This is a genomic window from Kutzneria sp. NPDC051319, assembly GCF_040682195.1.
Classification (GTDB): Bacteria; Actinomycetota; Actinomycetes; order Mycobacteriales; family Pseudonocardiaceae; genus Kutzneria.
This window is the reverse complement of record NZ_JBFBAM010000020.1, coordinates 1-23118: the sequence shown is the minus strand read 5'-3', so window position 1 is coordinate 23118 and position 23118 is coordinate 1. Positions and strand designations below refer to the sequence as shown.

Below are 23118 nucleotides of genomic sequence, written 5' to 3'. Positions count from 1 at the left end.
CGGTCTACTCGATCGGGTTGGCAGAGTGTTGACTTCGGGGACCCGAAGTTCATGTCCACGTGGTCGGCCAGATCCTCGTCCACGATCATCTGGTGATCATCTCGCAGACGCACAGCCCCGCCCGTACTGCCGGCACAGCTGCCGGGACGCCGTGTTGGTGAGCCCCGTTATTGGCGCGAGCACCACCGGCGGGTCGACCGCGTGCGGGCCGATCCGAAGCGCAGGAGTCACAGAAGCCACCCACGCTAGCCAGCGGATCCCCCGCTCCAAGCCGATCACCTGGTCCAGGCTGCAGCCTGCTAGCTTTCGTGGTGCTGGCCACCGTGTCCGAGGCTGGGGCAACCCGCCGGGTGACCGCAGACAGACCTGCTCCGGGAAGGCGGTCTGTCATCAACGTCGACCCCAACTGACCGCACCCACCTGATGGCGACGGTTCCCGGGACCGTCGCAGAACTGGTTGTGTCGTGGTCGAGGCCCTTGAACGGTTGTCCGGCTGGCCATTGGTCGCCGCCCTCGCGATCTTGGTGATCGCCGTCTACATGTTGGTGCGCCTGGTGATCTCCAAGCGACCACCGCGCCCCGGCGATGACGTTGTCATCCGCGTCCTGCCGCCGCGCATCGAGATTCGGTACCGCGGCCCCGATCGGGACGAGCCGCCGGACAGCGCCTCGTAGGTCTCCTCGTCGAACGCCACCAGGCGGATGAGCTCCACTGCGGTCGGGGTGGCGGTGAGGGATTCGCGGGCTATGCGGGCGGGCTGGGCGGTGGGGAAGTCGTAAAGGTCGGTGGCGACGGCGGGGAAGGCGATGGAGCGGACGCCGAGGGAGCGGCGGTAGCAGGAGGCGAGGAGGTCGGGCTCGCCGTAGGAGCCGCCCTCCCAGACGGGGCCGACGGTGTAGATGACGTGGCGCACGGGGGCGAGGTCGAACGCTGGGTGGCCATGGCGTTGCCGGGGTCGCACGGGCCCGATGGCGCCGCCGGCTTGGGCGAGGCGGGGGTCGGTGGCGCGGTGGACGGCGCCGTCGGCGCCACCGCCGAGCAAGGAATCGTCGGCGGCGGTGACGATGGCGTCCACGGCCTGTTCGGTGATGTCCCCGAGCGCTACTTCGATGACGGCCATGGCGGGAAGCCTGCCGGGGGCAAAAGACGCCGGGAGCGGGATTCGCCGACGGCGGATCTGCCTAGGCATAAGGGTCAGCCGAGGTCGCGGGAGAGGAGGTCGTCCTCGGTCTCGCGCCGGACGAGGAGGCGGGCGGCGCCGTCGCGGACGGAGACGACGGGTGGGCGGCCGACCATGTTGTAGTTGGAGGCCAAGGAGTGGTGGTAGGCACCGGTGCAGGGGACGGCGAGGAGGTCGCCGGGGCGGAGGTCGGCGGGGAGGGGGACGTCCTCGGCCAGGACGTCGCCGGCCTCGCAGTGGCGGCCGACGACGGTGGCGGGGTGGGAGATCGGGGAGAAGTGGCGGCCGACGGGGCGGACGGAGTAGCGGGCGCCGTAGAGGGAAGGGCGGGGGTTGTCGCTCATGCCGCCGTCGACGGCGACGAAGGTGCGAGAAGTGCCGTGCTTGACGGTGACGACGCGGTAGAGGGTGACGCCGGCGGAGCCGACGATGGCGCGGCCGGGCTCGATGGTGAGGCGGGGCAAGGGAAGCCGGTGTGAGGAGCACTCGTAGTTGACGGCACGGAGGAGACGGTCGGCGTAGCCGCGGAGGTCGAAGGAAGGGTCGCCGGGGCGGTAGGGGACGGCATGGCCGCCGCCGAGATCGAGCTGGGGCAAGGTGATCCCGTACCTGATCTGAAGGACGGCCAGGAAACCGACCATGCGGCGGGCGGCCTCCTCGAAGCTGGCGACGCGAGAGACCTGGGAGCCGATGTGGCAGTGCAGGCCGACGAGACGAAGGCTGGGCTGGGCCAGCACGCGGCCGACGGCGTCGAGGGCGGCGCCGGAAGCGAGGGAGAAGCCGAACTTCTGGTCCTCGACGCCGGTGGCGATGGCCTTGTGGGTGTGGGCGTCGACGCCGGGAGTGACCCGGATCAGGACGTTCTGGGGATACCGGGCCAGCGCGCCGAGTTGCTCGATCTCGTCGAGGGAGTCGACGACGATGCGATCGACGCCGTAGCCGATGGCGGCCTTGAGGTCCTCGGGGGTCTTCACGTTGCCGTGGAAGACGATGCGGGAGGCGGGGAAGGCGATGGAGCGGGCGACGGCGAGCTCGCCGGCCGAGCAGACGTCGAGCGAGAGACCCTCCTCGGCGATCCACCGCAGCACCCCGCGGCTGGTCATGGACTTGCCGGCGTAGGCGATCTCGACGTCGGGCAGCGCGGACCGGTAGTCACGGCAGTGCCGCCGCACGGTCGCCTCGTCGAGCAGGTAGGCGGGCGTGCCGAAGCGGGCGGCGAGCTGGGTGAGCGGGACGCCGCCGAGCAGCAGGTCGCCGTCGACGCCGTGCGCGGTGGACAGCGGCCAGATCCCAGGCTCGAGGCGTCCGCGCAGTGACTCACCCAGCGTGGGTATCAGCTCGGAGAGGGTCATCGTGTCCTCCGGTGCAGATCGGACTGGGCCCCCAAGAACACTCCGGAAACCGCAGGTGGGCAGGGTTGTGTACGCGGTCATGACGCCGTCGGCGGGCACGTTGTCGCGATGGTGACGGCCGCGTGGCTCGGGCCACATAGTTGACACTGACTAGTCAGACATGGATAGTTAGTCCTGACCAATTGGAGTGACGGTGAAACGACGCAAGGTGTCCAATCCGCTGGCGCTGGCCGTGCTGGCCGAACTGCTCATCGAGCCCATGCACCCCTACGAGATGGGGCGCCGGCTCAAGGAGCACGGCAAGGACCGGGACATCAAGTACAACCGAGGCTCGCTCTACATGGTGGTGGAGCAGCTGACCAAGGCGGGTTTCATCGTCGAGCACGAGACGGTCCGCGACACCCAGCGGCCCGAGCGCACGTTGTACGCGGTCACCGAGGCCGGGCGGGCCGAGCTGTACGACTGGATGCGTGAGCTGGTCACCACGCCGGTGCACGAGTACCCGAGCTTCGGGGTGGCGCTGTCGCTGCTGGTGGTGCTGCCGCCGGCGGAGACGGTGGAACTGCTGGGCCGGCGGCTGGAAACGCTGACGGCCCAGGCGAGGGAGATCGGCGACTCTATCGGCCAGGCCCGGGAGCAGGGCGTGGACTGGTGGTTCCTGATCGAGGAGGAGTACCGGCTCGCGATGCGCGAGGCGGAGCGCGGTTACGTGGCGAGCCTGGCCGAACGGCTGCGGGACCCGCAGTACGACCGGATGTGGCAGGAATACTTCAGGGGGACGACATGAAAGCACTGATCATCGGGGGCGGCATCACCGGTCCGGTCGCGGCGCTCGCGCTGCGCAAGGCCGGCATCGAGGCCGAGATCTTCGAGGCGTACGAACAGAACGCCGGCAACGCCGGCGGCTGGCTCATGATCGCGCCGAACGGCGTCAACGCGCTCGGCATCCTCGGGCTGGACGCCGATCTGCGGGCCATCGGACGGCCCAACCAGCGCATGGTGATGACCGACGGCCGGGGCAAGCGGTTCGGCGCGTTCGACGAGCTGGACGCGGACAACCCGAGCCAGCTGGCGATGCGGTCGGACCTGTGCGCACTGCTGGCCGAGCGGGCCGTCGAGGCCGGCATCAAGATCCATCACGGCAAGCGGCTGGTGGACGTCGCCGAGACCGCCGACGGCGTCACGGCCCACTTCGCCGACGGCAGCACCGCCACCGGCGACGTGCTGCTCGGCGCGGACGGCGTGCACTCGACGGTCCGCAAGCTGATCGACCCGAACGCCCCGGGGCCGCGCTACACCGGCCTGCTCGGCTTCGGCGGCTCCGTGCCGGGCAACGACTTCGGCCTGGCCGAGGGCGAGTTCTACTTCGCCCAGGGCAAGCGAGGATTTCTCGGCTACGCCCTCACGGCCGAGGGTGACACCGGCTGGTTCACCAACGTGCCCAGCCACGAGCCGATGACCGGGGCCGAGGCGCGGGCCATCGGCGCGGAGGAATGGCTGCGCCGCATGCGCGAGCTCTACGGCGACGACTACCCGGCGCACGGCATCCTGGCCAAGGCCACCCCGGACGGCATGGTCGTGCTGGGCGGCATGCACATCATGCCCAGCGCGCCACGCTGGCACACCGACCGCATCGTGCTCGTCGGCGACGCCGCGCACGTGCCGTCCAACAGCACCGGCCAGGGCGCCTCGATGTCCATCGAGAGCGCCATCGAGCTGGCCCGCTGCCTGCGCGACCTGCCCGTGCCGCAGGCGTTCGAGGCGTACGAGAAGCTGCGCCGGGCCCGCGTGGAGAAGGTCGCCGAGCAGGGCGAGAAGACCAACCAGGACAAGGTGAACGGCCGCATCGGCCAGGCGGTGATCGGCGTGCTGGCGCCGATCGCGATGAAGCTGTTCATGAAGCCGGAGAAGATGTTCGGCTGGCTGCACCGCCACCGCATCGACTGGGACGGGAAGGTGTCCGCCTAGGAAGCCCGGGGGAGGGGCTCGGTCGACCGGTCGGCCGAGGATGGGGGCGCGCCGGTGCGAAACCGGCGCGCTCCCAACAACTATCCCCGCTCGATCAGGTGGCCCACGACGTCCGGGCCCGGGTGCGGGTGGCCGGAGCCGTCGCGGCGGATGTCCACCTCGGGCAGCTCGACCGACGAGCCGGTGTCGGTGGAGCCGGCCGGGCGGGAACCGATCCAGGCCAGACGCAGACCAGCCTCACCCTTGAGGAAGCGGTGCGAACGCACGCCGCCGGTGGCCCGGCCCTTGGGCGGGTACTCGGCGAACGGCGTGACCTTGACGGAGTTGCCGGTGGCGGTGACGACCATGGGCTCGCCGTGCTCCTCGTCGTCGGTGCGGACGGCGGCGAAGAACACGGTGTGGGCGTCGCCGGCGAGCTTGATGCCGGCCATGCCGCCGCCCTTGAGACCCTGCGGCCGAACCAGCGAAGCCTCGTAGCGCAGCAAAGACGAGTCGGACGAGACGAAGACCAGGGTCTCGGCGCCGTCGGAAAGCCAGGTGGCGCCGACGATCTCGTCGCCGTCCTTCAGGCTGATCACCTCGAACTCGTCGGACCGCACGGGCCACTCCGGTGAGCACACCTTGACCACGCCCTGCGCGGTGCCCATGGCCAGACCCGGCGACTCGGTGTCGGTCAGCGGCGCGATGGTGACGACCCGTTCGCCCTTGTCCAGCGGCACGAGCTCGCTGGCCGCCATGCCGCCGCTCAGCGACACGGTGCCGACCTGCTCGGGCAACACCGGCAGCGGCAGCACATCCGTCTTGAACGCGCGGCCCTTGCTGGTGACGACCAGGATCTGCCCACGGGCGGTGGTGTGCACCACGGCGGCGACGGCGTCGTTGCGGGCCCGGCCGTTACGCCGCCGTGCCTCCGACGCCTCCTCCGACTCGGCGGCCGTGCGGGCCACCAAACCCGTGGCGGACAACAGAACCTGACACGGGTCGTCGGCCACCTCCAAGGGGCCGGCCGGCTTGGACGCCGCCAGCACCTCCTTGAGGTCGCCGTCGATCAGCGCGGTTCGACGCTCCCAGGTGACGTCCTTGGTCACCTTGGCCAGCTCGGTCGACACGACCTTGCGCAGCACCGCCGGGTCGTCCAGGATCTTGGCCAGCTCGGCGATCTCGCCGGCCAGCTTCTCCTGCTCCGACTCCAGTTCGATCTTGTCGTACTTGGTCAGCCGGCGCAGCGGCGTGTCCAGGATGTACGAGGCCTGGATCTCCGACAACCTGAACTGCTTCATCAGGCCGTCACGGGCGGCCTGGGCGTTGTCGCTGTTGCGGATCAGCCGGATCACCTTGTCGATGTCCAGCAGCGCCTTGAGCAGACCCTCGACCAGGTGCAACCGCTCCTCGCGCTTGCGCTTGCGGTAGCGGGTCCGCCGGGTGACGACCTCGTAGCGGTGCTTGAGGAACACCTCCAGCAGCGCCTTGAGGCCCAGCGTCTGCGGCTGCCCGTCGACCAGCACCAGGTTGTTGATGCCGAAGGACTGCTCCAGCGGCGTCAGCCGGTACAGGTCGGCCAGCAGCGCCTGCGGGTTCACGCCGACCTTGCACTCGATCACCAGCCGGGTGCCGTTCTCCCGGTCGGTCAGGTCCTTGACGTCGGCGATGCCGGTGAGGCGCTTGGACTTGTTCACCTCGTCGGTGATCTTCTCGATGATCTTCTCCGGGCCGACGCCGTACGGCAGCTCGGTCACCGTGATCGCCTGCCGGCCCCGGCTGCCCTCCAGCGGCCCCGTCTCGGCCCTGGCCCGCATCCGCACCACGCCGCGGCCCGTCTCGTACGCCTTGCGCACCTCGTCCAGGCCCAGCAGCATGCCGCCGGTCGGCAGGTCCGGCCCCGGCACGAACTCCATCAGCTTGTCCAGCGAGGCGTCCGGGTGGCTGATCAGCCACCGCGCCGCCGCCACGACCTCGCCCAGGTTGTGCGGGATCATGTTGGTGGCCATGCCCACCGCGATCCCCGACGTGCCGTTGACCAACAGGTTCGGGAACGCCGCCGGCATCACCGACGGCTCCTCCAGCGACCCGTCGTAGTTGGGCCGGAAGTCGACCGTGTCCTCGCCCAGCTCGCCCACCAACAGCATGGCCTCGTTGGACATCCGGGCCTCGGTGTACCGCGAGGCGGCCGGTCCATCATCTGGGCTGCCGAAGTTACCGTGCCCGTCGATCAGCGGCGCGTTCAGAGAGAAGTCCTGGGCCATGCGCACCATGGCGTCGTAAATGGCCAGGTCGCCGTGCGGGTGGTACTTGCCCATGCAGTTGTGCACGACGAAGCCCTCGGTCACGAAGGCGTGCTCGTCGCTGCCGACCTGGATGTCGAAGGTGGTGTCGGAGTCCACCGGCGCCACGGATTCGACCGTGAGGAAGGAAAAACCGGCGAGGTCGTCGAGCCGGTCGGCCAACGGCGAGCCGATCCGGCGCAGTTTGTCCGGCCAGCCGTCGGCCTGCGCCGTGAGACGCCACAGGTCGTCCCGCTTGCAGCCGATCTTTGACCAGCGCAGCAGGAACCGGGCGAACACAGCAGCGTCGCTGCCAGAGACGGACAGGCCGAACAGCGTCGGATGTCCGGTCGGCTTCGGTTGGGACCAGTGGTGGCCGTGGATGCCCATGTCGGCGAGCATCGAGTAGACCTGACGGACCAGGCCTTCGCTGGTGCTGACGTAGACGATCTCGCGGTTGCGCTTGCGTACGTATCCATCGCCGTCGTACAGCCCGGCGAGGAAGGACGCCCACAGCGACCGGTCGGCCAGCACGCTCGCCGGCACGACCTTGTTGTTGCTGAGCGGAGTAGTGGCTTCCACTAGGCCGTCATGCCGAGCGAAAGTAAGGACGTGCTGGTCCCGATGCCGGGGGTTCTTCGCGACGCGCTTGCCGCGCGAGACATTCAGGCCGCCTTCAATTGCCCAGCCATGGGCGACGTCGATCGGCTCCGGATCGCACATGTGGATACGCACGCGGCCGTCCGCCTCGCGGGCGCGGTCCACCGGGAAGCCCTCGGCGACGAGCAGACCGAGCACGTAGCTGTACGCGTCGCCGCCGGTCGGCTCGTTCGCCGACCGGCCGCGGCCGTAGCCGAGCGTCTGCCGGCCGGCCAGGTCCCGCGCGTCCGTCCACTCGACGGTCAGGTCCTCGGCGACGGTGCGGAAACGTTGGCCGGGCGTCACGACCATGCTGTGCCCGTTGGACCACGTGATCCGGACCAGCTCGGAGACCGGGTTCTCGTAGGCGGCGACCACCGGCACCGAGACGCCGGCGGCGTCCAGCACCTGCTCGCCGACCTCGATGTCCTCGATGCGGCGCAACCCCGTCGGCGTGGACACGAGCGTGCCACGCACGAAGCAGTCGCCGACCACGCGGGAGGACTTCACGTAGGCGTGCGTGGGCCGGTAACCCTGCTCGTGCATGGAGTACAGGATGCGGCGGTGCACGGGCTTGAGACCGTCGCGCGCGTCGGGCAGCGCGCGGGAGTGGATGACCGAGTAGGCGTACTCCAGGTAGGAGTCCTCGATCTCGTTGGTGACCGGGATGTCCAGCACGGTGGCGCCGGCGCGGTCGAAGGCCGACGGGTCCACCTTGGTCACGGTGCCCTTGCTGCGGCGTGCCATGTCTTGCCTGTTCTCCTAGCTGAGAAGCGGACCGGTCAGATGTCGATCGCGGCCTGGTCGACGCGGCCGGCCGCGTCGACGAGCCAGTTGCGGCGCGGCTCGACCTTCTCGCCCATCAGCAGCTCCAGCGTCTGCTCGGCGGCCTCGACGTCGGTGAGCGTGATCCGACGAACGGAGCGGGTGGCCGGGTTCATGGTGGTGTGCCAGAGCTCGTCGGCGTCCATCTCGCCGAGGCCCTTGAACCGGGGCACGGGGGTGACAACCTGCTTGCCGGCCTTCTCCAGCTCGGAGAGCTTGGTCTCCATCTCCCGCTGGGTGAAGGTGAAGATGGTCTCGCTGTTGCGTCCCTTGGTGGTGAGCTTGTGCAGGGGCGGCATGGCGGCGTACAGCCGGCCGTCCTCGATCACGGGCCGCATGTACTTGGCGAACAGGGTGATCAGCAGGGTGCGGATGTGCGAGCCGTCGACGTCGGCGTCGGCCATCAGGATCACCCGGCCGTAGCGCATGGCCGGCAGGTCGAAGGTGCGGCCGGTGCCGGCGCCGAGCACCTGCACGATGGAGGCGATCTCGGCGTTGCGCAGGGTGTCGGCCAGATTGGCCTTCTGCACGTTGAGAATCTTGCCCCGCAGCGGCAGAAGTGCTTGGTACTCCGACACCCGGGCCATTCGCGCGCTGTTGTGGACGAACACACCCGCATCGAGGGCGAAGTTGTGATAGCCGTCCACGGTCAGGTCGTAGACGTCGGCTGTTTCGGGCAGCGGCTCCACAGTCAAGACGTGGTGATTGACCAGGGACGCTGCTTCGCGCAGCCGTCCGATCTCGCCGTCGTAGGCTTCGAGCAGCCGGTCGAAACGGAGGCCGGTGCGGGCGACGCGCATACGCATCTCGTTGTAGGCGTCGGCCAGTTCCGCGTCCGGGACCGAAGCCAGCTCCGCAACGCGTTTCAACGCCGCGATGCGCCTGCCCTCGTTCTGTTGTGCCACCCGCTCGACACGCGGCACAGTTGCCACGTAGCGGGCCCGGCCCTCTTGCACCTTCGCCAGATGGCCGTTACTCGGATCGTTGAGGCGTTCCTTCATATAGGCCGAGTGCTGGCGGCCGAAATCGGGATTCTGCTCGTGCCATGCGACGACGGCGGCGCGTTGACGCTCACGCTCGGCGGGGTCGGAGAACTGCTCCGTCGTCGCGAGCGATCGCCATGCTCGCAGATCTTCGTCGGCCCACTGGACACGAGACCGCTCGCTCCATTCGGCGCGGCGGGCCGGGTCGGCGAAGAAGGCACGCACTCGCTCGGCGGCGGCTGCGCGATGTTCGGGGTACGCCCAGTACTCGGCCTGACGCTGGCGCATCTGTTCGGCGTACGTCGCCTTCTCGTCGGCGGTCAGTGCGGCGTACCAGTCCTGGAAACCCTGCTCGATCCGTTCGCGGAAGGCCGGGTCGGCGTTGAGCTCGGCCAGCCGGGTCAGGCACGCCGCGCGGAACTCGGGGTCCTGCCACTGAGCGGACAGCATCGCGGACTTGAACTCGAGGCCGCCGGCCGACAACCAGGCCCGGTAACCCTCGTGCACATGGTCACCCATCATCGCCGCGTGCAGTGCGGCATGGCCTTCCCAGGTCATCCGGCGAATATTGCGTGGATCATTGTTGCGCTTGTTCACGTCGACGTGGTGGCGCACGTTGCCGTTGTCGGTGCTGTCGAGTCCGTGGCGGAGGTTGTAGCTGTCAGCGAGGTAGTGGGTATGCACCCACTCATCGCGGTCGTTCATCCAGACACGCTCGTAGCCGTCCAACTTGTCCCCGGCCGCCTTCGACGACAACGACCGGTACAGCGGCATCAGCGAGTCGCCGGCGGCCAGCTGGTCGGCCCGCCGGTACGAGCCGTCACGGAGCCGGAACAGGTGATCGGGCGTGCAGCGGACCGACTCGCCGTTGTCGAGGGTCACTCGGACCAACGGCGCGGCTCGTTTGGTCAGACGCGGTTCGACGAGCGGCGCGACGACCACGCGGCCGGCTTTGTTGGTTGTGTAGCCGAAGTGCGTGATGCCCTTGGCCCAGTCGGCGGTCAGGTCGGCGAACGACAGACTCTTGCCCGAAGCCAGGGCGACCATCGTGTCGCCGGTGAAACAGCCGAGGGCGGAGTCGCCCTCCACGAGGAACAGCTCGCTGCGGGCGACGCCGGTGGTGCGGCAGTCGACCAGCTTGGGCGGCATGGCCGCGCCCTCCAGCGCGGTCTTGCGCCGGGCGGCGTCCTTCTGGTGCTTCTGGGTGAGCCGAACGCGCGCGGCGTCGACCACCTTCTGCAGGACGGTCTTGGCCTCGGTCTTGGTGCGCTTGTCCTCGGTCCACGCCTTGACGTGCCGCTCGACGACGCCCTGGATCACCTTGGTGATGCCGGCGGTGGACAGCTCGTCCTTGGTCTGCGAGGTGAACTGCGGCTCGGGGATGCGGACGTGGATGACGGCGGTCATGCCCTCCAGCACGTCCTCCAGCGTCGGCATGTCCTCCTTGGGCTTGAGCAGCCCGCGGGTCTTGGAGATGGCGTCCTGCACGGCCTTGGTGACGGCGCGGTCGAAGCCGCGGCGGTGGGTGCCGCCGTGCATGTTGCGGATGGTGTTGGTGAAGCACTCCACGGTGCGCTCGTAGCCGGTGCCCCAGCGCAGCGCCACCTCGACCTCGGCGACACGCTCCACTTTGGACCGCATGACGCCGTTCTCGTCGGCGGCGTTCTCGAAGTAGGTGCCCTCGCCGTTGACCAACAGCGTGCCGGAGACGGGTTTCTCGCCGGACGGGGACAGGAAGTCGACCATGTCCGAGAGCCCGTGCGGGTAGTGGAACGACTCCTCGACGATGGCGCCGTCGGTGGCGTCGCGCAGCACGTAGGTCACGCCCGGCACGAGGAAAGCGGTGTTGCGCAGCTTGGCCCGCACGGCTTCGACGTCCAGCGCGGCGCCGTTCTCGAAGTACCGCGTGTCGTACCAGTACCGGATGGACGTGCCGCTGGACTCGCCGCGCTTCATCTTGCCGGTGACCTGGAGGCCGGACTGCTGGGTGAACTTCGCCTTGGGGCCGGGCGCGTCGAACACGCCGGGCACGCCGTGGGCGAAGGACATCTGGTGCACCTTGCCGAGCTGCTTCACGGTGACGTCGAAGCGGTGCGACAGGGCGTTGACCGCGGACGCGCCGACGCCGTGCAGGCCGCCGGAGGTCTTGTAGCCGGAGCCGCCGAACTTGCCGCCGGCGTGCAGCCGGGTCAGCACCAGCTCGACGCCGGACAGGCCGGACTTGGCGTGCACCCCGGTGGGGATGCCGCGGCCGTCGTCGTCGACCTGGACGCTGCCGTCGGCGTGCAGGGTGACCACGATCCGCGTGGCGAAGCCGCCGATGCCCTCGTCGGTCGAGTTGTCGACCACCTCGGTGAACAGGTGGTTGATGCCCCGGCTGTCGGTGGACCCGATGTACATGCCGGGCCGCTTGCGGACCGCCTCAAGACCCTCCAGGTGCGTCAGGTCGTCGGCCCCGTAAAGAGTCTCAGCGGTCACAGGGTCTTTCTCCCAGATCGTCTCTAGCCCAATGCCCAAACAACGCCGAGGGTAGCCCCCGGCCCTGACAACTCAGTCCAGCAGCGCCAGTTCGGCCACGACCGCCCGGTGATCCGTGCCCGGCAGCAGGTGTTCGCTCGCGGACACCGCGGCCAGCCCGGGACCGTGCAGCACGTGGTCGATCTGGACCAGCGGGAAGTCCGCCGGCCACGTCGGCGCCCAGCCCCGGCCCAGCTCGGCGTGCGTGTCGATCAACCCGGCCGCCAGCAGCGAACGCAGCGGCGAGTGATCGACGGTGGCGTTGAAGTCGCCGAGCACGATCGCGTCCCGGCCGGCCGCGGCCCGCAGCGCCGACATGTCCTGGGCCCAGAGCCCCGGACCTCCGACAGGATAGTACGTGTGCACGCCCGTTATCGGGATCTCGTGACCCAACACGCTCACGGTGACCTGGGTCTGCGGCCAGGTGGTGGGCAGGTCGGCGGGCCCGCCGCGCACGATCGGCAGCCTGGTGAAGATGGAGGTGTCGTTCTCCGGGTGCAGTTCCCGGAACGGCATGAGCCGGTCCATGCCGGCGGCGTCCAGCGCCGTGATCGCCGGCGCGTCCAGCTCCTCGGCGACCAGCACGTCGAGGTTCTGGGAGCGGGCCAGCGCCACCAGGGCCTTCGGGTCGACCTGGCCGCGATGGGTGTTGACGGTGCCGACCCGGATGCGCGGGGCGCCGTCCGGCACGGGCTGGTGGTCGCGCACGAAACGCGGCACGAACCAGGCGATCTGCAGCACGAGCAGCGCCGCCGCGGCCACGGTCAGCCACCGGCCGCGAATGGCCAGCAGCGTCACCAGCAGGGCGGCGGTGAGCAACCCGGCGTAGGGCAGCAGCGCGATCGGGACGGCCAGGTAGGTGCCGTCGTCGAGGCCGAAGACGCGGGTGACGGCGAGCACGGCGATGCCGGCCAGCACCACGGCGCAGGCGATCAGCGCCACTCTGCGTCCGACGGTCACCGGGCGGCCTCGACCGACTCGATGTTGGCCACGGCGAACTCCCGCTCCTCCTCGCGCAGGTAGCACCACGAGTCCAGCCAGCCGGTCAGCAGTTGTTCCGGACGAATGCGGCGTACCGTGCGGTTGCCGGTGCGGTCCCGGTATCCGATCACCACGTCCCCCTCGCGGTCGATCGCGTCGGCCAGCAGCGCCAGCTCGACCTGGCTCAAGGTCCGATTCTGCCGGGTGAGGCGGTCGAAGGTGGGACCGCCCTCGATCGGGACGTGCGGCTCGGCGACCAGTCGGGCGGCCAGTTCGTCGGCGCCGAGGGTGTCCCGGTCCGCCGGCGCGGTCGGCACGGCGCGGTGTTCGGCCTTGCGCTCCACCACAACCGCGCCGGCCGGGCTCTCACCGATCGGTGCGTAGCCGGCCTTTCGTAGCAGCGCCAACACGTTCGCGGGACTGTCCGAACTGGACAGCACGGTCGGGGCCAGCAAGGTGAAGCCGGGCAGCCGATGCGCGATCTCGGCCGCTGTCGCCTCGTCGGTCGTCACGCAGCAGCGGACTTCCCGCACGCGGACGTGCCCGTGCCGCCGGTCCACGTCGTTGATCAGGTATTCCAGCGGCTGCGGCACGGGCCCCAACTCCCGCAGCAGGTCTGCCGCCAGCCAGCCGGCGTCCAACGCGGATCGGACGCTGGCCGCGGTGAACCGCCACACCGCCCCGGCCTCGCGCACGGCAGCGGCCGCGATCGCCGCCGGCGCCGTGCCGGTCACCACGGCCGTGAGATCGGACTGGATGATCACGCCGTCGGCCGGTTCGGGCAGCACCACCTCATCGAGACGGCCGATGAGGAATTTGCCCAGCTCGGTGAGGGTGTCGGCGGCCACCGCGCCCAGCAGCTCCGCCTCCCGCCGTGCCGCGTCGACGTCCTGGTCGCCCCGGCTGGGGCAGAACCAGTCGATCTGCGCGGCGACGGCCTTGACCGACACGCCGCCGGCCGCCGCCGTCAGCAGGGCGTGGCGCACCGGGCCGCCCTCGGGCCGCGAATACCACGCCACGGCGAGCTGCGACCACCGCCGGGCCGGACCGCTTTCCCGCCACCGCGAGTAGTCCGTGGTGGGCGCGAAGCCCTCGTCGACCGTCCCCAGCAGTCCGGACGCGCCGGCGACGTCGAGCCACAGCGCGACCGATCCCGGCTCGGCCGCGAGTTCGCGGGCCAGCCGGGACAGTTCCCTGGATCCGATGCCACCCTTCTGCAACGCCGTGATCGGCCGGGAGGTTGCCTTGTCCAGCAGCGATGTGACGCCGTCGAGCACGGCCGCCGCGGCCGCTTGGGCCGCTCGGCCCAACGTGTCGGCATCCGCGCTGGTCGAGGGCAGCGCGGGCGGACCCGTCAGCTCGGTGCCGTGTCCCTGGTCCTGAGACCAGTGATGGGCCAGCAGCGGCGGCAGGCGCAGGTCCGTGCCCCAGACCAGGCCCAGGGCCTTGAGCTGGGGCAGCACCGTCCGGAACAGCCCCCGGTCGAGCTCGTGCTGCCGGCCGGCGGTGATGGCCTCGCCGGCCACCAGCTGGTCCCGGTTCAGCGTCTGCAACACCGCGACCAGCGACGACGCGCTGGACAGGCGCTGCGCCAGCTGGGCGAAGCCGCGTGGCACGGGCTCGACGAGCACGTCCGGCCGGGCCCGGAGCAGCGCGGCCAGCGCCGACTCGCCCAGACCGGCCAGGTACTCGTCGAACTCCACCCGGCCAACCTACTTGAGCGCGCCGGTCACCAGGTCGAGCCGCCAGTAGCGTTGCAACGAAAGGAACAGCGCGATCACCGGCAGCACCGACAGCAGGGTGCCGGTGATCACCAGCGAGTACAGCGACGCCTCGGCCGCCCCGTGCCGCAGCAGGCTGTACAGGCCGACCGTGAGCGGGAACTTGTCGTCCGAGTTCACCATCACGAACGGCAGCAGGAAGTTGTTCCAGATGGCGATGAACTGCAACAGGAACACGGTGATCAGGCCGGGCCCCATCAGACGCAGCCCCACCGAATGGAACAGCTTCCACTCTGACGCCCCGTCAATTCGGCCGGCCTCCAGCAGCGACTGCGGCACCGAGGAAGCGGCGTAGATCCGGCACAGGTAGATGCCGTACGGGTTGAACAGCTGCGGCAGCAACACCCCGAGATAGCTGTCGGTCAGGCCCACGTTGGACAGCAGCAGGTACTGCGGGATGGCCAGCACGATCTGCGGCAGCAGCACGCAGGCCAGGATCACGTTGAACACGGTCCTGCGGCCGTGGAACTCGTACAGCGCGATCGCGTAGCCGCAGGCGGCCGACACCAGCGAGGCCAGGACGCCGCCGATCAGGGCGTAGCCGAAGCTGTTGAGCATCCAGTGCCAGAAGATGCCGCCCTGATAGGTCGACAGGTCCACGATGTTGCGCCAGATGCCGTCGCTGAACGACGGCAGATAAGTTGCCGTCGAGAACAGGTCCGTCCTGGACTTGGTGGACGCGATCAGGATCCACAGCGTCGGGACGATGCAGTAGACCGCGCCCAGCAGCAGGGCGGCGCTCGGCAGCAGCCGGATCCGTGTAGTCACCGGTTCACCCTCGACACCGTGCGGGAAGCCACGAACGACACGGCCAGCGCCGCGATCACGAACAGCACCGAGGTGGCCGCCGCCTTGTTCACGTCGGAGTCGACGAAGGCGTCCTGGTAGATCTTCATCAGCGGCACCCACGTCGAGGAGATGGCGTTGGACAGCGGCCGCAAGGTGTTGGGCTCGTTGAACAGCTGGAGCGAGGCCAGCGCCGTGAACAAGGCGCACATGGCGATGGCCGGCAGCACCAGCGGAACCTTGATGCGCAAGGCCATCCGCAGCTCGGAGCAGCCGTCGATGCGGGCCGCCTCGTACAACTCGGACGGCAGGGCCCGCAGCGCCGTGAAGATGACGATCATGTTGAAGCCGACCGAGCCCCACACCGCGACGTTGGCCACCGAGAAGAACACCGTGGTGGAGCCGAAGAAGTCGACGTGGTCGCCGCCGATCGGGCTGGTCGCCGGCAGGTACATGAAGCCCCACATGAGCGAGGCGATCACACCCGGCACCGCGTACGGCAGGAAGATCGCCAGCCGGGTGCTGCGGGCCAGCTTGACCCGCGGCACGTCCAGCAGCAGGGCGAACAGCAGCGCGAAGCCGACCGTGGCCGGGATGAACAGCAGCGCCACCAACAGCATGCGCACGATGCTCGACCACAGCTCCGGATCGGCCAGCGCCAGGCCGTAGTTGTCCAGGCCGACGAAGACCAGCTTGCTGCCGCCTCCCAGCAGCCCGCCGACGACCTTGCGCGCCTGGAAACTCAGCACGAGGGCGTAGACGCCCGGCGCCACCACGAACAGCGCCAGCAGCGTGACTGCCGGGAGGACGAGCAGGTAGGGCAGCTTGGCCCGGTTGCGCGCGGCCATCAGCTGACCGTGAACCCGAGCTTCTTCATGTCCGCCACGGTCGCGTTCTGGATGTCGTCCAGCGCCGTGGAGAACGAGGTGTTGTTCTGCAGCGCGGCCCCGAACTTGTCGGTGTAGCCGCTGAAGGTGACCGTCACGTTCGGACCCCACATGGAGAAGCTGCGCGAGCTCGGCGCCGCCTGCTTGACCAGGTCGTAGTAGTTGGCCTGGTTGGGGAAGAAGGCCGGCGGCGAGGACAGGATCGGCAGCGAGCGCCCGGAGGTGGCCGCCGGGTAGACGTTGATGTTCTGGATCTGCGCGGTGACGGCCTTGTCGTCGGTGTTGAGCCACGCCGCGAACTGCGCGGCCTGCGCGGCGTGCTTGGAGTCGGCGGTCACCGTGGTGGCCGAGCCGCCCCAGATGCCGGTGGTCTTGTCACCCGCGGTCCACGCCGGCAACGGCGCCACCGCCCACTTGCCCTTGGTGTTGGGGGCGATGCCGCCCAGCTGCGCCGGGGCCCAGGCGCCGGAGATCCAGGTGGCGAGCTGGCCCTCGTTCATCTGCTTGTTCCACTGCGGCGAGAACGACGGGTTCTTGGCCACGGTGCCGGCGGTGACCAGGCCCTGCCAGTAGTCGGCGACCTTCTTGGACTGGGCGCTGTTGATGGCGACCTTCCACGTGGCGCCGCTGGCCGACCACCAGTCCGCGCCGCCCTGCTGCATCAGGCCGGTGATCCAGCCCGGGTCGGCGGCGTCGAAGTTGGTCATGGCGACCGACGGGGCCTTGTCGTGCAGCTGCTGCGCGGTCTGCTTGAACTCGTCCCACGTGGTCGGCACCTTCAGACCGTTCTGGTCGAAGATGTCGGTGCGGTAGAACAACATCAGCGGCGCCACGTCCTGCGGCACGCCGTAGACCTTGTCCTCGAACCTGGTCGCCTTCAACGTGGTGGCGTCGAAGTCCTTGGCGGCGTCGCCGGTGTACTGCGTGATGTCGGCGACCACGCCCTTGGCCACCAGCGCCGGCAGCGACTGGTACTCCACCTTGGCGATATCCGGGCCGTTTCCGGCCTCGTGCGCGGTGATCATCTTGCTGACGAGCTGGTCGCCACCGGCCGGATTGGACAGTGTGACGTGGATGTCGGGGTGGGCCTGGTTCCAGATGTCCACCACCTTGTCCATGTTGGGATCCCAGTCCCAGAAGGTCAGGTCGACCTTCCCGCCCGCGGCCTGCTGGTCGCTTCCGCCACCACTGCCGCACCCGGTCACAAGCAGAGCGCCGGCAACCAAAGCGCCGGCGAGTCGCCACTGACTCCGCATAGCCCTGTCTCCGCTCAGTCTCTTTGTACTGCCTGTCGGCTCACTGAACTACCTGTCGGCTCGCCCAGACCAGACCGCGATGGGTCAATGTGTACACCGCCGGATCCCACAGGTCCTCGGTGCGATGCCCGATCGCGGAGAAGAAGATCCTGCCCGCGCCCCAGTTCCTCGTCCAGGCCACCGGCATCGTCACGGGCTGCTCCGGCGGCCCGAACTCGGTGGTGGCCAGGACCGTGTTCAGCGCGTCGCCGAGCATCCAGTACTGCTCGGTGTGGACGGTGAAGTCCGGCAGGCCGGCCACGATCGGATGGTCCGCCTGCGCCCGCTCCATCCGCACCTCGTAGTCCAGGAACTGCGGCGGGTGGTAGAGGAACACGCCGCCGACCATCCGCAGATAGTCCGGGCTGTCCTGGAACGTGGCCACCACACCGCCGTGCCAGCCGGCGAAGCCGGTGCCGGCGCGCACGGCCGACACCAGGCCCTCGCACTGCTCCGGCGTCAGCCTGCCCATCGACCAGCACTGCACGATCAGGTCGGTGGCGGCCAGCTTCGCGGCATCGGTGTAGACGTCCAGATCCTCGGCGATCTCCACGTCGAAGCCGGCGTCGGTGAGGCCGGGAATGAACATGTCGGTCGCCTGGACCGGACTGTGTCCTTCCCAGCCGCCGCGCACCACCAGCGCTTTTTTCACCGGCGGCCCGCCCAGTCCGGAATGGACAGCGGCGTGCGCTGCACGCCGATCCACTGGCGCTTGGTGAAGCCGGGCATCTGGTTCTCCGCGCCGTGCCGGGCGTGCGCGTCGTTGACGTGCACCTCGCCGGCCTGGAGCTGCTCGGCCACGTCCATGCCGCGCACGATGTCCTTGGAGAACACGGAGTTCATCAGCATCGGCAGGCCATTGGTGATCGCGATGGCCTCTTCCTCGGTGTCCACGACCGTGACGGGCACGACCGGGCCGAAGATCTCCTCGCTGAACGCCGGCATGTCCGGGGTGACGTCGGTCAGCACCGTCGGCCGGTAGAACAGGCCGTCGTACTCCGCGCCGGTCAACACCTTCGCGCCCATGTCGATCGACGGCTGCACGATCTTGTGGTGCACCCGGTCGCGCTGGCGTTCGCTGATCAGCGGGCCGAGGTCGGTCTCCGGGTCCATCGGGTCGCCGACCCGCAGCTTGGAAGCCCGGGCCACCAAGGCTTCCAGGTAGGCGTCGGCCACGGCGCGCTGCACGATGTGCCGGCTGGCGCTGATGCAGGTCTGGCCCTGGAACTCGTACGAGGCGATCATCGCGCAGGATGCGGCCAGCTCGACATCGGCGTCGTCCAGCACGACAAAAGCGTTGCTGCCGCCCAGTTCCAGGCGGATGTTGCGCAGGTCGACGGCCGCCGCGGCGGCGATCTCCAGTCCCACCTCGCGGGAGCCGGTGAAGTCCATCAGGTCCAGGCCGCGGTGCTCGGACAGCGCCTTGCCGGCGTCCAGGCCGTCGCCCGTGACGACGTTGAACACGCCGGGCGGGAAGCCGGCGGCGTCGGCCGCCTGGGCCAGCACGAGGCCGCCGATGAACGGCGTCAGCTCGGCCGGCTTGAGCACCACCGTGTTGCCGAAGGCCAGCGACGGCGCGACCGCCCGCATGGCCAGGTTCATGGGGTAGTTCCACGGCGTGATCAGGCCGACCACGCCCAGCGGCACCGCCCGGGACAGGGTCAGCTTGCCGGCCTTGTACGGCTGGAGGATGTCGCCCGCGGTCTGCGTGGCCTGCACGGCCGAGATGGCCAGCTGGCGGATGCTCGTGCCGACCTCGTCCTCGGCCTTGTAGCGGACGCCGCCGGTCTCGCGAATGCTCTGCTCGACCAGGTCCTCGAAGTTGGCCTGGAGGTAGTCGGCGAACTTGCGCAGGTAGGCGGCGCGTTCGGCGCCGGCCAGCGCGGCCCAGGCGGGCTGCGCGGCGCGGGCGGCCTCGACGGCCCGGTTCACGTCGACGGCGGTGCCCAGGGCGTAGCTGCCGATCTGGGCGCCCGTCGCCTTCTCGTACACCGGCGCGGTTCTGCCTGACTCCGCGGCACAGAAGGATCCACCGACGTAGAGCAGCCCGTCCGCGACTTTATCCATGTCTTAAGGTAAGTCGCGGACGAACGAGGGGTCAATAGTCAGTTCCGGGTCAGCCCCCGTTGGCCAGGAAGCGCATCACCGGCAGCGTGGCCGCGCCCAGCGCGACCGCCTCCGGGCCGAGCTGGCCCAACTCGACCCGCGTGCCGTCGCGCAGGTAGCTCAGCGTGTGCCGGGAGGCCGCGTCCTGCACCGCCTCCAGGATCGTGTGCCCGATGGACAGGCTCACCCAGCCCGAGAGCACCACCCGGTCCGGCGTCACCAGGTTCGTCAGGTTGGCGATGCCGATGCCCAGGTACTCGGCCGTGACGGCCAAGGTCTCGGCCGCCGGCCCCGGCCGCTCCGCCCGCTCCGCCAGCTCCCGCATCCGGGCCTCGGTGTCCTGCGCCGTGAAGGGCTCGCTGCCGGGCAGCGCCAGATAGCGGTCCAGGATGCCCTCGGCCCCGATGTACGCCTCCAGACAGCCACACGAGCCGCAGCGGCAGGGCAGCCCGCCGGCGTGCACGACCGTGTGGCCCCACTCCGTGGTGGAGCTGGAAACGCCCTGGTAGGAGTCGGATTCCACGGCCAGGGCCGCCCCGACGCCCACGCCGAGCAGCGCGATCACCGCCCGCGTCGAGCCCCGGCCGGCGCCCCGCCACATCTCGGCCTGGCCCAGCGTGCGGGCGCAGTTGTCGACGTACAGGGGAGCGCTCACGCCGTCGGCGAGCATCTTGACCAGCGGCACACCCCGCCACCCGAACGTGGGGGCGTGCACCAGCTCGTCGCCGTCCACCGACCCCGGCACGCCGATGCCGACGCCCAGAATCGACACCGGGGACGTGCTGACCTCGGCGATGCCGGCCAGGATCAGCTCCGCGACGTGCGAAGGCTCCAGGTTGCCGTCCATCGGGTAGGTCGCCGTCGCCACCGTGTTCAGCGCGCAGTCGAACAGGCCCACCTCGATGTGCGTCTCCCCGATGTCGACGCCGATCACGTGGCCGTAGTCCCGCCGGACCTGGAGCACCGTGCGCGGGCGGCCGCCCTCGGACTCGGCCGAGCCCGCCTCCTCGACCACGCCGTCGGCGATGAGGTCGGAGATCACGTTGCTCACCGTCGACGAGCTCAGCCCGGACGAGTCGACCAGTTCGAGCCTGCTGCCCCGGCCCTGGAGATACAGCCGCGACAGCAGCGCCGACCGGTTGCGTCGGCGCAGCTCACGGGTGGTCTGTTTCGCTGGCACAGTGGGATCTTGCCAAACTTCTCGCCGATAGCGTTCACATCGCACCTGTTGGGCGCAACCGAACAATGCGGGAGAGTGGACCAATGACCACCCGGGAGCACATCGGCGAGGGCTTCGGCCACGCCGTGCGCACCCGCCGCGAGGCGCTGGGCTGGTCGTTGACCGACCTCGCCGCCGTGGTCCGCTACGACAAGTCGCTGCTGTCCCGGCTGGAGAACGGCCGCCGCCGGCCGACCGAGCAGCATGCACGTGCACTGGACAGTGCGCTCGGGGCCGAGGGGCAGTTGATCCATCTGGCCCGGCGGGCCCTGCCCCGCTCGCCGGCCCAGCTGCCGGCCGCCCCGGCCCGGTTCGTCGGCCGAGATGCCGAGCTCGCCGCGCTGGCCGCCGCCGTGCGCGAGTTCGCCGAAACGGGTGACCCGATCGTGGTGACCATCGACGGGCCGCCCGGGGCCGGCAAGACCGCCCTGGCCCTGCGGTTCGCCCATTCGATCGCGCACGACTATCCCGGCGGGCAGCTCTACACCGACCTGCGGGGGCATTCCTCCCATGACCCGGCCGAGCCGCTGGACGTGCTGGAGGAGCTGCTGACGTCGCTCGGGGTGGAGAACCTCCCGGCGCGGCTGGAGCAGCGGGCCAGCCTGCTGCGGTCGGCGCTGGCCCCGACGCGGACGCTGCTCGTACTGGACAACGCCTCGGATTCTGACCAGCTGCTGCACCTGCTGCCGGGGGCCGGCGGGTGCGCGGTGGTGATCACCAGCCGGGACCGGCTGTCGGGGCTGGCCATGCGCACCGGGGCCGCGCGGATCACCGTCGCGCCGATGGACTCCGCCGAGTCGGTGCGTCTGCTGTCGACGATCATCGGCAACCGGGGCGTTGTGTCGGACGGGGCGTTGGAGGAGCTGGCCCGGCGCTGTGGCCATCTGCCGCTGGCCTTGCGGATCGCCGCCGAGCGGGTGGTGTCTTCGGAGCTGGACGACCTGCTGCTGGAGCTGGACAGTTCCCGGCTGGACGCCCTGGACGTCGCCGACGCCACGCCGGCGCGGACGATCATCTCGTGGTCGTATGGGCGGCTGGACGCCGACACGGCCCGGATGTTTCGGCTGCTCGGGCTGCACCGGGGGCCATATCTCAGCGTCGCCGCCGCCGCGGCGCTGGCCGGCGTCCGGGTCGGCGCCGCCCGCCGGGCCTTGGACCGGTTGGCCGGGGCGCACCTGATCCACAACCCTCGGCGTGGGCACTGGCGGTTCCACGACCTCGTCGCCGACTACGCCGCTGAGCTGGCCTTTTCCGACCCGGAGGCCGATGCCGCGGTGGCCCGGCTGGCCAGTTGGTACCTGCACGGGTATTCCGTCGCCGGGCAGCTGATCGCGCCGTACCGGGACAACTGGTTGGAGATCGCGCCCGTGCTGGCGGGGGTGGAGCCGCCTTCGTTCGAATCCGAACAGGACGCCCTGGCGTGGTGCAAGGCGGAGCTGCCGAACGTGATTCCCGTGCTGCGGCTGGCGCTTCGCCACGGGCAGCGGGAGGTGGCCTGGCATCTGCCGCTGGAGCTGTGGAGTTATCTGCTGCTGGCCCAGCCGTGGGGCGCCTGGATCGCCAGCCACAAGCTCGCCCTGGAGGCGTCCGAGGGCAACGACTACGCCCATGGGTGGGTCGCCACCAACCTCGCCGAGGGCTACCGGCGGATCGGCTCCTACGGCGACGCCGCCCGGTACTACGCGCTCGGCCGGTCGCTGCGGGAGCGCTGCGGGGACCGGCCCGGGCTGGCGTGGTCGCTGGCGGGGTCGGCGTTGTTGGCCATCGACCTGGGGGAGATCGCCGAAGCCAAGGACTTCTCGGAATCGGCCGTCGAGCTGTTCGCCGAGACCGCCAACTCCGAGGGGCGGGCCCTGCTGCTCGGGGTGCTCGGCAACATGCAGGCCGCCCTCGGCTCGTACGACGCCGCCCTCGTGGCCTTCGGTGAGGCCGCCTCGTTGATGACGTCGCTGGGCAGCCTGCCCGGCGTCGCCCAGATGCTCACCCGCTCCGCCGAGGTCCACCAGACCCTGGGCTCCTTCGACGCCGCCCTGGCCGACTTCGTCGGGGCCACCAACGCCGCCCGCCAGGCCGGCGACGCCATCGCCGAGGTCGCCGCCCTCCGCTCCTACGCCCAGCTCCTCTCCGACGTCGGCCGCCCGTCCGAGGCCCGCCAGGCCTGGACCCAGGCCCTCGCCATCCTGGAGGCCCGCGGCGAAGACGAGGCCACCCAGGCCGCCGACCTCCGAGCCCACCTCACGTAACCCCGCGAGATGCTCCTATGGTCTGTCAAGCCGTTTGGAGGGTGGGCAGCGCGGCTAGATCGGCCATCAGGCGTGGGTAGATCTCCCGGGCGGCG

Annotated in this window: 14 protein-coding genes and 3 pseudogenes; 3 read left to right on the top strand and 14 right to left on the bottom strand. The window is 69.9% G+C overall.

Annotated elements, in window-relative coordinates; genetic code table 11:
* Window positions 1–535: 535 nt before the first annotated feature.
* Both AB0M73_RS21610 and lysA read right to left on the bottom strand, forming a co-directional pair.
* Window positions 536–1120: a macro domain-containing protein gene (locus AB0M73_RS21610; protein ID WP_363892971.1), complete on the bottom strand. Its 585-nt coding sequence runs from the start codon at window positions 1118–1120 to the stop codon at window positions 536–538.
* Between the two features lie 74 nt (window positions 1121–1194).
* Window positions 1195–2532, bottom strand: a complete 1338-nt coding sequence (gene lysA, locus AB0M73_RS21605) for a diaminopimelate decarboxylase (RefSeq protein WP_363892969.1) — start codon at window positions 2530–2532, stop codon at window positions 1195–1197.
* 193 nt (window positions 2533–2725) lie between these two features.
* Here lysA and AB0M73_RS21600 point away from each other — a divergent pair, with 193 nt between their 5' ends.
* Both AB0M73_RS21600 and AB0M73_RS21595 read left to right on the top strand, forming a co-directional pair.
* On the top strand, window positions 2726–3319 hold the full coding sequence (locus AB0M73_RS21600; RefSeq protein ID WP_363892967.1) for a PadR family transcriptional regulator: 594 nt from the start codon (window positions 2726–2728) through the stop codon (window positions 3317–3319).
* Window positions 3316–4500 carry an FAD-dependent monooxygenase gene (locus tag AB0M73_RS21595; protein ID WP_363892965.1) on the top strand — a complete coding sequence of 395 codons (1185 nt, stop codon included), beginning with the start codon at window positions 3316–3318 and terminating at the stop codon, window positions 4498–4500. Before AB0M73_RS21600 ends, AB0M73_RS21595 begins: the two co-directional genes overlap by 4 nt.
* An 80-nt stretch (window positions 4501–4580) precedes the next feature.
* On the opposite strand, the gene AB0M73_RS21590 is transcribed toward AB0M73_RS21595, so the two are convergent.
* The 12 genes and pseudogenes from AB0M73_RS21590 to AB0M73_RS21535 form a co-directional block, all read right to left on the bottom strand.
* Window positions 4581–8147 (bottom strand): DNA topoisomerase (ATP-hydrolyzing), encoded by a 3567-nt coding sequence (locus AB0M73_RS21590; RefSeq protein ID WP_363892963.1) that lies wholly within the window; start codon window positions 8145–8147, stop codon window positions 4581–4583.
* A gap of 35 nt (window positions 8148–8182) precedes the next feature.
* Window positions 8183–8821, bottom strand: a pseudogene (locus AB0M73_RS21585) (toprim domain-containing protein); the annotation flags it as partial.
* 6 nt (window positions 8822–8827) lie between these two features.
* Window positions 8828–10297: pseudogene (locus AB0M73_RS21580) on the bottom strand (DNA topoisomerase); the annotation flags it as partial.
* Window positions 10274–11686 (bottom strand): annotated as a pseudogene (locus AB0M73_RS21575) (ATP-binding protein); the annotation flags it as partial. The pseudogenes AB0M73_RS21575 and AB0M73_RS21580, both read right to left, overlap by 24 nt.
* A 72-nt stretch (window positions 11687–11758) precedes the next feature.
* Complete coding sequence (locus AB0M73_RS21570; protein WP_363892961.1) at window positions 11759–12685, bottom strand: endonuclease/exonuclease/phosphatase family protein; 927 nt, start codon at window positions 12683–12685, stop codon at window positions 11759–11761.
* On the bottom strand, window positions 12682–14409 hold the full coding sequence (locus AB0M73_RS21565; protein ID WP_363892959.1) for a helicase-associated domain-containing protein: 1728 nt from the start codon (window positions 14407–14409) through the stop codon (window positions 12682–12684). Before AB0M73_RS21565 ends, AB0M73_RS21570 begins: the two co-directional genes overlap by 4 nt.
* Window positions 14410–14418: 9 nt before the next feature.
* Window positions 14419–15255: a carbohydrate ABC transporter permease gene (locus AB0M73_RS21560; protein ID WP_363892957.1), complete on the bottom strand. Its 837-nt coding sequence runs from the start codon at window positions 15253–15255 to the stop codon at window positions 14419–14421.
* Window positions 15252–16121, bottom strand: coding sequence for a sugar ABC transporter permease (locus AB0M73_RS21555; RefSeq protein WP_363892955.1), 870 nt, complete (start codon window positions 16119–16121; stop codon window positions 15252–15254). The genes AB0M73_RS21560 and AB0M73_RS21555 overlap by 4 nt, the downstream gene beginning before the upstream one ends.
* Complete coding sequence (locus tag AB0M73_RS21550) at window positions 16121–17416, bottom strand: extracellular solute-binding protein (protein WP_363892952.1); 1296 nt, start codon at window positions 17414–17416, stop codon at window positions 16121–16123. Before AB0M73_RS21550 ends, AB0M73_RS21555 begins: the two co-directional genes overlap by 1 nt.
* Window positions 17417–17456: 40 nt before the next feature.
* Entirely contained in the window at window positions 17457–18107 is a 651-nt protein-coding gene (locus AB0M73_RS21545) for a ThuA domain-containing protein (protein WP_363892950.1), read from the bottom strand.
* Entirely contained in the window at window positions 18104–19522 is a 1419-nt protein-coding gene (locus AB0M73_RS21540) for an aldehyde dehydrogenase family protein (RefSeq protein WP_363892948.1), read from the bottom strand. The genes AB0M73_RS21545 and AB0M73_RS21540 overlap by 4 nt, the downstream gene beginning before the upstream one ends.
* Before the next feature lie 49 nt (window positions 19523–19571).
* Window positions 19572–20741, bottom strand: coding sequence for an ROK family protein (locus tag AB0M73_RS21535; protein ID WP_363892946.1), 1170 nt, complete (start codon window positions 20739–20741; stop codon window positions 19572–19574).
* Between the two features lie 83 nt (window positions 20742–20824).
* On the opposite strand from AB0M73_RS21535, the gene AB0M73_RS21530 reads away from it, so the two are divergent.
* A complete protein-coding gene (locus tag AB0M73_RS21530; protein ID WP_363892944.1) occupies window positions 20825–23023 on the top strand; it encodes a tetratricopeptide repeat protein in 2199 nt (732 codons plus the stop codon).
* The last annotated feature ends 95 nt before the right edge of the window (window positions 23024–23118 follow it).